Below are 12,216 nucleotides of genomic sequence, written 5' to 3'. Positions count from 1 at the left end.
CCAGGGAGCGTCTATAGTGTCTGGGCACATAATAAAAAGGACGCCTCATGACTGTTATGCTCCGCCGCGCCACGTGCTCTCTTACATTGGCAATTGCTTTTGCCTTTTCTACCGCTTCCACCGTACAGGCTGAACCGAATCATTCCGTTCAATCCCATGCCGAACAGTACAAGGAAGAAGCACTCAAGCTACTCGAGCAACTGGTAAATATTGATTCGGCTCGGGTTATGCACTTGGTCTGATACAGGTAGGTCAGATTGCAGCTGATCAGTTGAAACAGCTGGGCGCTACGATCGAGACTGTTCCAAACTCTCCACCTGATAAAAGTCATCACATCGTTGCCACGCTTAAAGGCACAGGCAAGGCCAAAATCTTGCTGATGGCACATATGGATACCGTTTTCAAAGAGGGCTCAGCCAAGGAGCGGCCTTTCCATATAAAGGATGGGCGAGCCTACGGACCAGGCGTGATGGACGATAAGGGCGGAATCGTAGCGGGCATCTATGCGCTCAAGATATTGAAAGACCTCAACTTCAAGGATTACGCTCAAATTACCTTTTTGCTTGATGCCAGCGAGGAAACCGGTTCCGATGCTGCTACTCAGCTGATTCAACGGGTGGCCAGGGAGCATGACGTTACCCTCAATCTAGAGCCAGGCCGGCCTGCCGATGGCCTCGTGGCTTGGCGAAAAGGAAGCGCGACCGCAACCGTTGACGTTACCGGTAAGGCCGCTCATGCGGGCGTAGCGCCGGAGCTCGGCCGAAACGCTGCCATGGAAATCTCGCATCAGGTCCTCCAGCTTGGCAAACTGGGCGATGCCGAGAAGAAAACCACGGTCAATTTTACTGTAATCGACGCTGGCGATCGCACAAATGTCATACCTGACAGCGCGACTGCCAAGGCAGACGTCCGTGTAGCAGTTCCTGAGGAGTTTGATCGGGTCGAGCAAGACATGGCGCGCGTCTCTGCCAACAAGCTGATCCAAGAGACCGACGTGAAAACTCATCTGCATCGGGGCTTGCCGCCTATGCCTCAAACCGCCGAAACGGATAGGCTCGTGTCGATGGCTCAAAACATCTACGGTGAAATTGGCCGCAAGCTTACGATCGAGGGCAGCGGTGGCGCAGCTGACGCCAGCCTTGCTGCAGGTATGGGCGTACCAACGCTGGATGGCTTTGGCATCGTAGGCGGCAATATCCATACGCCAGAAGAGTACGCCGAGGTGGAAAGCGTCGCGCCGAGACTTTATCTACTGGCAAGAATGATCATGGAGCTGGCGCAGCGTGATAAAGGTTAAGTCTCTCAATGAAAAGGACTTTTCATCGGACGTATACAGCACGTGAGGAACGATAAGGAAGACTGGGCATCCCTTCTTATAGTCCTGTTGCAATCATGCAGGTAGATACTCAAGGCCTACGGCCTCTAAGTCAGAAAGCTCGGCGCCAGACTGCTGAGCCACATCCGATAGGAGGATGAGCGATGGATGATCTGGAACAACGCATACGTCAACGCGCCTACGAAATCTGGGAAGCCGCAGGTCGTCCGGATGGACAGGGATTTGAGCACTGGTTTCAAGCCCAGAGAGAAGTCGACTACGACACCGCAGGGGATCCGCTGTCGGGCGGAATAGAAACCAGCGTGGCGCAGCCCATGCCCAAGCCAAAGCGAAGCCGTACCAAGAAGACAGCCTGACCACAGGTCTTTGCCACTACGTAAAACGGCCAATCCTATTGGCCGTTTTATTTTAGTCGGCCTGAAATGCCTAGAGCGCTATCCACCCGACTCTTATTGGCGTTAGCCGAAAACATGTTCTGTAAGAGTGACTTCGATGAAGTAGCCTTCAGCCTGATCGCGTCATTACGTCATTAATAAATCGGTACACCTCTTTGATCCTGCAAAGGCCGCCTCGCCTGATCAGCCAAGCCGCCATACCGACTATTCATCATAACATTAGTCCGCCACCACTAGACGTATGAGCGACATAGGCTATAAATAATCGGGCGATCCCGGTAATAGTCATACCATTATCATGGCTTGCGCTTGAGCTATCTCTGCTGTCGGGCTTGGCGACCCTGCCTTATGAGGTCACCCGTCTTGCAGGGTTCGGCTTGAGGAGCTGCAGTTATGGGCCGTTTTCTTCAGCCTCTAAATCTGTGGCTCACACTGCTCGATAACAACCTGTGTTCTTGCTAATAACAACAACGGAGAAACACCATGGTTCTAGAACTGTGTGCTCAGGTAAGGCGTCTCAAGCGCAACCTTACCAATGCCGCCTGGTTTTCCCTCGCGGTCGCTGTAACAGTATTGATCAACCCGGCCTCCTCTCTGGCGGCAACCCAGTACGATAATCCCATCATCACGCAGCGAGCCGATCCGTCTGTTTATAAGCATACCGACGGGTATTACTACATGACTTACAGCGTACCGGAGTACAACCGGATCGCACTCAGGCGCGCCAGGACTATTGCCGGTCTTGCAAAAGCCCAGGAACAGGTCATCTGGACCAAGCACGACAGTGGTGAGATGAGTACCCACGTCTGGGCACCCTGGATCGATTACAACAACGGTTCCTGGTACGTCTATTTCGCTGCCGCTCAGGAAGGCACCCCGTTCAATCACCGCATTTATGCACTGTCCAACAATGCAGCCAATCTGGTAACAGGTTCAGGCTGGATCGAGCGTGGTCAGATCAAGACAAACTGGGAGTCATTCAGTATCGATACGACTACCTTCGTGCATGCAGGCAAACGTTACATCGTCTGGGCCCAGAAAGATCCGAACATCGAAGGTAACAGCAATCTCTACATTGCCGAGCTGGATGGCCCGTTGGCTATTAAAGGCAAACAGGTAATGCTATCGCAACCTGAATACGACTGGGAGAAGGTAGGTTTCTGGGTCAACGAAGCGCCTGCCGTCATGGAACATAATGGCAAGGTGTTCATTGCCTATTCGGGCAGTGCTACCGATGCGAACTACAACATGGGCCTGCTTTCCGCACCCGCCACGGCGGATCTACTCGATCCTAGCGTATGGACCAAATCACCTGTGCCTGTCTTCAAGAGCAGCGAGCGTAACGGCATCTATGGTACAGGCAGCAACACCTTTACGACCGACCGGGATGGAACCATTCTCCATATCTACAATGCTCGCAACTACAAGGGTATCGTTGGCGATCCGCTGTACGATCCCAACAGGGCCATTTATGTGCAACCGCTCAGCTGGGATTCAAACGGCAATCCAGTCTTTGGTGTTCCAACAGGCGCAGACAAGCCAGTGACGCTGGTCAACCAAAACAGCAGCAAGTGCTTGAATGTAAAAAACTCTAGCCTGGAGGCAGGTATACGAGTCGAACAGACCTCGTGTGATCACACACAAAATGCTCAACGCTGGCATATGATCAACCTGAAGAATGGCTTCTATGAGGTGCTGAGCGTCAACAGCGGCAAAGTGCTTACCGCACCGGCCTCGGTCAACGACTCCCCCCTCTCACAGGAGACATGGCAAAACCTTCATACGCAGCAGTGGCAAATGTTGCCTGGTCCATCAACCTGGTTCCGCTTGGTCAACCGGTCGAGCGGCAAGGTGCTGAATGTACCCGGATGCAAAGTTGGCGATGGCGTTGACGTCGATCAGAGCCAGTGGATGAAGAACGGCTGCCAGCACTGGTCAGCTATACCCTGAGCAGAACTTCTCAAGGCATAGACATGGATGTCTTGCCCTATAGCCCCTGCCTCTTTCCTGGTTAGCAGATACGCTGATCATGCGTGTTCATGCTTTCGCTACTGTTATACGCCGACCGTTAGTCAGTTTTCATTCAAGGTCTTGTCCGTTTACACCGATAACGAGAAGAGACCAGATGAAGGAGACTGAACATGGCAATCCCGATAACCGGAGCCAGCCCAACAGAAGTCATTGAGCGCGCCCGGCAACTGGGCCTCAGCAAATGGCCAATCCGCGCCGGCCGCACAAAAGAAGGCCACTGGGTACATCACTACTCCATCACCTCCGACGAGCTGATTGCCTATATAGACAGTTTGCTTGTCAGACAATGGAAGAAAAATACATAACTATAAAGGCTTACACTACATTGTTTCGTACAGCCTTGTTCTATATATTTGAAGCAATTTTATATCAATTAACAGCGCTTTTTGACAAAAACCAAACCGCCCCAAATAAGACTTACGCCCTTATTAATTAGCCTTTGAACTTTTACTCACGCTCTTTGGCAGCCTCTTAAACGCACCAACAGTTCGCAATCAGCAAAAATATATTGTTTGCCAATAGATCACAGGCAATCCTACTTATTGCTTATCAAGCTAAACATAGCTGTATTGTTTATCTAAAAAGCAGCCAATGATAATCCGTCGGTCGTCTTATATGGCTTTCCCGATCCTTCTGACTTTTGGGGCATCGGTATTACCCTCTATGGCTCCCAGGGGCATCTGGCCGGACTCATGCTTGGGCGCAACAAGGAGATAGCACTGCGCCTGCAGGTCTACAGTCATTACCGGCATGCTCAACAAGGAATTGGCTGCTACTATCTTCGTGAATGGTCGCGTGACTTCCCGCCGTTCCGAGGGTCAGCTACGTGCGCTCGCCGTTACGAGCAGAGAACGGCTGTAGGCTTGGCCTTAAATCAAGATCTTTACTGATCCAGCTAACTTATCAGCTTCAACTACACGCTCATTGCTGGCCCAAACTTACAGGGTGCAGTAATCTCCAGATTACATTGACCTACAAAAGCGTCAATTGCTGGCATAGGTATCTGGAACCTCACCAAAGTGATAAACAAATATAAAGTAAGTCGCATAGAACGGAATACTTGATTAAGATGCGAACCTTTAAAGTCATTCCCTATTAATTAATGGTTTGCCTGATTAGTTCATAATCGCTCTGGCGAGACCACTGCTTTTCTGAAACGCGAACATTGACACGGCCATTCAATTTTGACGGGATCTTTCAATACCCTTTTGAACGAACCACATCGGTTATCCAGATATATCTGGAAATGAGCCTCTATCTCACCCTATTCAGCATTTCGTCATTGGATAGGCATCGGCTGTAGACTGGCACAGTGACCAATGTCTATTACTGACCGAGCCGGAGAACTTTATAGCCCATGTCGATAGCTGAGGTTCCGATTCGATTTCGCCCAATGGTAACGGAAGACCTGATACATGCCCATGAATTGTCACGTGCCGTAGGCTGGCCCCATCGCCTGCAGGACTGGCAATGGATACACCACGTCAGCCAGGGAATAGTGGCAGAAGACGCACATGGCATATTGGGTACGGCGCTCTGCTGCCTTCAAGGAGATTACGTCAGCCTAGGTCTGGTCATCGTTGATGTGCGGCGACAAGGCCAAGGACTGGGCCGTAAATTGGTCGACCAGGTATTGAACCATACAAGCCCACGCACTCCTCTCCTGGTTGCAACACCACAAGGAGCGCCCCTTTATGCCAGCCAGGGCTTTATTACTTACGAACATATTCATCAACACCAAACCGCGAGCGCACCAGCCCTCCCTCATCATGAGCTACCAGTCGGGCATACGCTGCACGAGATAACATCACAACATTTTCCTCAACTCATTGAATTAGCTTCCAGCGCAACCGGAATGAACCGTGGCCTAGTGCTTGCGGCTTTATTAAAGATCAGTCAGTACGTAATAGGTATTGAGCGGGATAGGCAGCAGGTCGGCTTTGCATTATTACGCCCGTTTGGGCGCGGTCTGGCTATTGGGCCGTTGGTGGCAGAGTCCGCCGAGCAGGCGAAAGTGTTGATTGTTGCCCTACTGTCTCGAGTAGCCGGACAGTTCGTTCGGCTGGACGTCACACACAGCAGTGGGTTAAGCAACTGGTTGACCGATATCGGGATTCCTCAAACGGATAAAGTTGCACAAATGGTCAAGGGTAGTCCCCCCATACCATTGGGCAATGCACTACAAATGGCACTGGCCAATCAAGCCTTGTGCTAACTCCGTTAGCGTCCTGCCTGATCGCATCAGGGGTGATCAGGCAGATTAGCGCTATCAGTCCTTGAACCTTTCAGGTTTCCAATCCGGGAAGATAAGGTCCAAGGTAAACGTCCTCAACTGCTCAGTTGTAAGCTGTCGTCGCTGTGGGTCCCATAATGCAGCCCCTGGACCATAGTTGCGCCCCTCGAAGAAGCGAGAGTCCTGCGGATAGAACCAGATGGTGTTGCCATCCTTGTCCTTGCCCGACATCTTGTCCCAGCCGTAGATGTGATCATCCATATAAGACTTGATAAAGACTGACTGACCGATTGCATTCGGGTCAGCGTAACGGCCATCCTCAAAGGTCGTAGTAGGATGCCAGGGACGTCCCAATGCGAAACTGCGAGCAGGCACCCCCATCTCTTTCACAATACGACTTTGCAGGAAGATCAGCCCGTAGGGAGACTTGATATCGGTACTAGGCGCGGTGAGATAGCCATAAGGCGGTGCTATATCGGTACGGCGTCGAGCAACGATGTCGCAGTGATCGAACACACTGATCCCTGATCCGAAAATGAAATCAACATGCCCTGTGATCTTGCTTTGAGTGAAATAGCTGCGGCTACCGGTTTTGCTATAAAACGTATCCTGATATCCCTCCAGTCTCACATTGTGAAAACGCGCGCGATCACTGTTACTGTCCAGCAGCAGCGCCACCGCCTGGGTATCCTTTACCTTGGTAGGATCAGTAGCCAGCTTGGCCGCATTGGCCGGAAAGTCGAAACTGTTTCGAATGGTCAGATTGCGCGCTGTAAAATCAGGCGCGTTCACACTCACGGTGCTGCTGCCTGACGTACCATATTTTTGTCCCTTCTCATCGAGCATGCCCGCGTACACACCGGCACTGATGATGGTCTTGTCCCGCTGCTCGCCTATCAAGGTGATATTAGGGCGAGTGATGCTCAAGCGCTCCTCATAGGTTCCTTTTTTCAGGAAAATGACATAGGGCGACTGGTCTGATGGGGCCGCCTTGATGGCCGCATTAATGGATGTGAATGTGTTGGGTTGCGCCGTTGGTGACACCACCGCCTGGTACTGCACTGCCAATGCCGTCTGGCTGATACATACAAGGCTGACAGTGCCCAAGAGCATGGTGCTGCGTAATAGGGAAGGCATGGACATTGTTGTTATTCCTTCTTATTTGAGTTTTGCAGCCAGCTCAACCAGTGCCGGTTGCTGCGCGATGCCTTCGGCTACTATACCGGCAACCGCCTCGGCGCCCTTCTGCTGGAAGTGGGTACGATCAGGATTATCCAACGTTCCGGAAGTCTGGGTTTTGTAATAGGGATAGCGTGAGTCGTTGGGATCAACCGCAAGCCAATAGGACTTCCAGTCGTCTCGGTGCTGATTGACGAAGCCGATAGTCTTCCGCTCGAGGTCAATGAATGGAATTCGATTGTCCGCAGCCGTTTTGCGAATGGTGGCCGCGTAATCACCTACATAGGCATAGCCGTTTTCGCTGTTCTGCTTGGTCCAGTGGGAACTGCCAACCGGTGTAGTATCACCATTTTCGAAAGCGGGTTTACGCTCTGCAGTCATCACCCGTGTGGTAGGCGTCATAATGATGGGTCTGGCTCCTTGCCGACGCGCCAATGCAATGTAGCGCTCCAAGGAGTTCTGGAATGACAGCTGCGGTTGGCCTTCAGGATATTGCTTGTTGCCATTACTGTCATTGGGATAGGTACACAGGTTTTTCACATCTGCCGCACCACGCACCGGTTTGGCGCTATTACAGTTTTGGTCGTTGTGCCCATGGGCGATGAATACATAGTCACCTGCCTTCATGAAGCGCGCCATCTGTTGATACCAACCCTCGTTATAGAAATCGCGACTCGATCGCCCTGCCCGCGCTCCGTTGAGTACGGCAACACCGCTATCATTCCGAAAGCGTTCCTGGAAGACCTGCCCCCATCCCATCCTGGGTAGTCGGCTTTCCTCGTAGGAAGCCGCAGTGGAGTCACTCACAATCAGGATGCGAACCTTGGCATTCTTTATAGCCTCCAACTCACGCTTGGCACGTAAATAATCAAAAGGCTCATAACCACTGGTGTCATGTGTCGTGCTGACATCGCTAAAACCTACAATAGGGCGAAAACGGATATCAGTCAGGATGGTCCCACTCGCCTCACCACTGTCGTTGTGATAACCCCGGTTGTGGTTGATCACCTGCAACACAGCCGCTGCCCCTTTCCCGTCGTCACGCAAGGGTGTGGTAATAGGGTTGTACCGATCTACATGGCTAACGCCTGCTTGAATCAGTGCTTGCGAAAGGCCTGCCCTCATCGCATTAAGCGGCGCAGTTAGAAACTCCTCGCGCATTTGCCCCGCATTACCACTTTCCACCCACTGTTGAGGACCGATGTACCCAAGCTTCTGGGCGATTTCGGAAACAATCCGATCTGTAAGTGGTGTGATATTGACCGTTGTATTTCCATTACGTGGGAGCGCTGTCACTACCGAGGCCATACAACGCGTCCGAGGTTTATCGTTGTAGCGGCAATTTTGCGTAATGTGTCCGTCGCGCGGTGTAAGATCGGTAGCGGATACCAGTAACGGCGGCGTCAGCGTTGAGGCTTCCAGGCGCCAATGCCCCTTGCGGTCCGTCAGAGCAGTCTTTTGCTTTCCCCACTTATCAATCACTGTGACTTTGGCATTGGTCAAAGGCGCATCGGCCATGACCACTCCATTCAAGAACGTTGCTCCCTGAGCGAATCCTGCACCAGCTAGCAGCAAACACCCCATCAGAGCCGAGCCTTTCATACGCATGCGAATACTCCTCAGTAACTCGACAGCATCCAGAGCTGTACAAGCGAACCGTTGTAAATTCAGTACCGTTAAATGCTCCGAGAGCACGCGCCTATGAGCTGAAGGCGTTAACCTGCTTGACGGAAGAAAAAACAGCCATGTGCCGGGTGACCAAGCAGTAATGCATTGCTGAAACTAGAGAGCGGGTAAGAAGAATCATGCTAGTCCTTTGTTGTTGTTAAGACTTGTTTACTAGCTGGTCTGTTTGTCCACCAGCCAAGTATCAACACTGCCAGCTATGCAGGGGTCTAAATCATTAACCAGATTAACTATAAAAGAAGGCCTGAAGATTTATTTTCATCAAACAGCCTTCATCTGTACGTCGTCATACAACAAGATCAGTATTTTTTGGCAACGCCGTTTTGTCAAGGGAGTCCACCCACTCCTTTTGAGAATAACCATCGAAGTCGAGGGTTATAGTGGCGCTTTAGCCTCAAATAGCCTTATAGCAGCTAAAGGTTATAAAATTGACTGTCTGTACTTAGCTGCTCAGGAAGCCGCTCGTTCACAAACCGAAGGAATAGCTTCTTAGCTGTTGTCATACCACACAAATAAATTATGATGGGCTCAAGATGGCGCTCTAAACCCTCTCGTTCATAACAATAAGGATAAATCTATGAGCATCGAACCCCCTGCAGCCTTGTCACGCTCAATGAAAAAACAGATTCTGACCATAACAGCGTTAACCTTGGGGTTAACCGTGACCGCGTTACCCTGCTTCGCACTTGATGCGCCGGTTAACGTACAGGTTCCTACACTAGCCTACGATGAGAGCCAGATTGTTCTGGTGTGGGAAAAGCCTGCAAATCCGCAGGATATCCGTGACTATAATGTCTACCTGAACGGTAAATTTCTTGGCAGCGCCACCGCCAATAACAATCGCGTCTCACCTGCCAAGCCTTACATTAATCGTTTTTATGAAGAAGACACAGGCGGCTTCCACCACCGTATTACCATCCGCAGCTTCACGGCAACGGGCCTGAAGGCAGACACTGAATACCGTTTCACGGTGCGTGCTGTAGATGCTTATGGCAATGAATCCGCTGACAGCAGAGCAGTAGTCCAGCGTACCAGCCGTCTACCCAAAGTGTTCAATGTCGTTCGATACGGCGCTAAAGGAGATGGCAAGACTGTTAACACACATGCCATCCAAGCCGCTATTGATGCTTGCACACCTGGATGCAAGGTACTCATTCCTGCCGGGACGTTCAAGACTGGTGCACTTTACCTGAAGAGCAACATGACGCTCGAAATTGGACGTGGCGCAACGCTTCTCGGCTCAGAGCGCGGGGAGGACTATCCAGCGAAGGGATATATTCAGTACCCCTACTCCACCACCATCCGTCCCGCCTCCCTTATCAACGCGCTACCCCGCGACCCCTACACAGAAGAGCATTTCGAAAACATCCGTATCGTAGGTAAAGGGATTATCAACGGCAATGGCTGGAAGCGTCTGGAAGACGACACTGATGAGCTGGGACGAGCCTTACCAGTTTACGTCGCAAGCAACAACACACGCTATATGCAAGACGGCATTCTTGCCAAGGACCAAGTCCAAAGAGCAGTGGCGTCGGGTATGAACGTCAAGGATGCGTACGGCCAAATGCGGTCATCGCTAATCACGCTGCGCAATGTTCGTAACGTATTCTATGGTGACTTTACTGTACTCAATCCAGCCTACCACGGCATCATGAACTTAGAGACGGAAAATGTGGTGATGGCCAACACGACACACAAGACATACGATGCCAATAACGGTGATGGTATTGAATTTGCCAACAGCCGAGGTGCCATGGTTTTCAATAACTTTTTCGAGACGGGTGATGACTGCGTCAACTTCGCAGCAGGGACTGGGGCTGATGCCATTAAACAGAAGCCACAGGAAAATGTCTGGGTCTTCAATAACTACTTTCGTCACGGCCACGGCATGATCGTTGCTGGCAGCCACACCGGGGCATGGATACAGAATATCCTGGCCGAGGATAATGTCTCAGACGGGACCGATGTCGGGCTGCGCATGAAAAGTACCAACTTCATGGGCGGCGGCGTCAGAAATGTCATCTTTCGCGACTCCGCCATTCGTAATAGCGCCAAGCAAGGCTTTATATTCACCTTGGACTATAACGATCCTAACGCCATCCTGGACTACAAGCGCTCGGATATCTCCGGCAAATTTCAGGATATTAAGATCAGCAACGTTACCGTGGAGAATCCTGTCTCTGCAGCCTTGGAGATCAAGGGCGACAGCGCGCATGATGCTTTCCATGAACGCTTCGAATTTGCCAAGGTAAGTTTCAAAGGAACAGCACCTGCCACTATCAATGGTCTTCGAAACTCGAGCTTTAGAGATATTACCTTTGAAGGAACCGCAAAAAACCCTTGGTCGATTACGAACAGTGCAGACCTAAGCTTTACGCACGTGGTACCACAACCGCTTCAATAATGAACACTCCGGCGCTCTCGTGAGCGCTGGAGCCAAAATTTGCCGTTGGATAATGGTAAATCATGTTTGGCAGCAGACATCATTTGGTTGATTAGATTGTTGCCAAACTGCTCAAAGAAGACGAAGTAAGAGAGGATACTACCCTAACGTATTCGATACCTTAACGCACCAGTGTCTTTCTTACTTGATTCAAGCAATAAAGACAGGACTGGGAAGCCTGCGTTTAGTGTATTGCCTGCTCCCTGCAAAATACATTTCATAAAAAAAGCCCGCTAAAGCGGGCTCTTTTTAGCGCTCAGAAAGAGCAAATTCAGTAAGGCTAAACGTCGGAATGCCTGCTTCCTGTAAACGCTTAGAGCCTTGCAATTCTGGCAAATCTACAATAGCAGCTGCTTCAAACACATTAGCCCCCATGCGACGAATCAGGTTTGCCGCAGCAACAAGAGTCCCACCTGTTGCAATAAGGTCATCTACCAGCAGTACAGTGTCTCCTTGCGACAAGCTGTCTTTATGAACCTCAATAACGGAATCACCGTATTCAGTTGTATAGGTCTCGGTAAGCAACTCGGCAGGAAGCTTTCCTTTTTTACGGAAAAGAATTAATGGCTTATTCAGTGCGTAAGCCAATATGGGACCAATCAAGAAGCCCCTGGCATCCAACGCTCCCACATGCGTGAACTCAGCCTCAACATAGCGCTGAATCAAACTGTCCACAGTCATTCTTAAGGCACGTGGCGATTGAAACAACGGGGTAATATCCCGAAAAATCACACCCGGCTTAGGAAAATCAGGTACAGCACGGATATAAGATTTCAGGTTAGAGGCATCGCAGCTCATAACAACACTCAGGTACAAAATTGGCGAAAAGACAGTATAACTGGACTAGGCTGGTTTGCCGAATAGAGATGCGTCGCTAGATAAACTGTTCCAGCTCCGCAAACCTATTTTATCC

The 12,216-nt window shown here is 50.8% G+C and carries 8 protein-coding genes and 1 pseudogene; 6 read left to right on the top strand and 3 right to left on the bottom strand.

What is annotated here, in order from left to right:
* Nucleotides 1-47: 47 nt before the first annotated feature.
* The 5 genes and pseudogenes from PLU01S_RS22940 to PLU01S_RS22920 all read left to right on the top strand — a co-directional run bounded on the left by PLU01S_RS22940 (nt 48) and on the right by PLU01S_RS22920 (nt 5,977).
* Nucleotides 48-1,297: pseudogene (locus PLU01S_RS22940) on the top strand (M20/M25/M40 family metallo-hydrolase).
* A 182-nt stretch (nt 1,298-1,479) separates the two neighbouring features.
* Nucleotides 1,480-1,692, top strand: a complete 213-nt coding sequence (locus PLU01S_RS22935; protein ID WP_010798685.1) for a DUF2934 domain-containing protein — start codon at nt 1,480-1,482, stop codon at nt 1,690-1,692.
* 522 nt (nt 1,693-2,214) lie between these two features.
* Nucleotides 2,215-3,681: a family 43 glycosylhydrolase gene (locus PLU01S_RS22930; protein WP_074829160.1), complete on the top strand. Its 1,467-nt coding sequence runs from the start codon at nt 2,215-2,217 to the stop codon at nt 3,679-3,681.
* A 191-nt stretch (nt 3,682-3,872) separates the two neighbouring features.
* A complete protein-coding gene (locus PLU01S_RS22925; protein ID WP_010798688.1) occupies nt 3,873-4,067 on the top strand; it encodes a hypothetical protein in 195 nt (64 codons plus the stop codon).
* A gap of 1,052 nt (nt 4,068-5,119) precedes the next feature.
* Nucleotides 5,120-5,977 (top strand): GNAT family N-acetyltransferase, encoded by an 858-nt coding sequence (locus tag PLU01S_RS22920; RefSeq protein ID WP_074829157.1) that lies wholly within the window; start codon nt 5,120-5,122, stop codon nt 5,975-5,977.
* Nucleotides 5,978-6,031: 54 nt separating this feature from the next.
* On the opposite strand, the gene PLU01S_RS22915 is transcribed toward PLU01S_RS22920, so the two are convergent.
* Nucleotides 6,032-7,138 carry a pectinesterase family protein gene (locus PLU01S_RS22915; protein ID WP_216822626.1) on the bottom strand — a complete coding sequence of 369 codons (1,107 nt, stop codon included), beginning with the start codon at nt 7,136-7,138 and terminating at the stop codon, nt 6,032-6,034.
* 15 nt (nt 7,139-7,153) lie between these two features.
* Nucleotides 7,154-8,782 carry a GDSL-type esterase/lipase family protein gene (locus PLU01S_RS22910; protein WP_074829154.1) on the bottom strand — a complete coding sequence of 543 codons (1,629 nt, stop codon included), beginning with the start codon at nt 8,780-8,782 and terminating at the stop codon, nt 7,154-7,156.
* 655 nt (nt 8,783-9,437) lie between these two features.
* On the opposite strand from PLU01S_RS22910, the gene PLU01S_RS22905 reads away from it, so the two are divergent.
* Entirely contained in the window at nt 9,438-11,264 is a 1,827-nt protein-coding gene (locus PLU01S_RS22905) for a glycosyl hydrolase family 28 protein (protein ID WP_074829151.1), read from the top strand.
* Nucleotides 11,265-11,552: 288 nt separating this feature from the next.
* Here the strand turns inward: PLU01S_RS22905 and PLU01S_RS22900 are convergent, their stop codons facing one another.
* Nucleotides 11,553-12,101, bottom strand: coding sequence for an adenine phosphoribosyltransferase (locus PLU01S_RS22900; protein ID WP_010798695.1), 549 nt, complete (start codon nt 12,099-12,101; stop codon nt 11,553-11,555).
* Nucleotides 12,102-12,216 lie beyond the last annotated feature (115 nt).

Origin of the sequence: Pseudomonas luteola NBRC 103146, from assembly GCF_002091675.1 — a bacterium.
In the GTDB taxonomy this organism is placed as follows: domain Bacteria; phylum Pseudomonadota; class Gammaproteobacteria; order Pseudomonadales; family Pseudomonadaceae; genus Chryseomonas; species Chryseomonas luteola.
The sequence above is the reverse complement of the archived record's forward strand: the minus strand, read 5'-3'. Positions and strand labels throughout refer to the sequence as shown.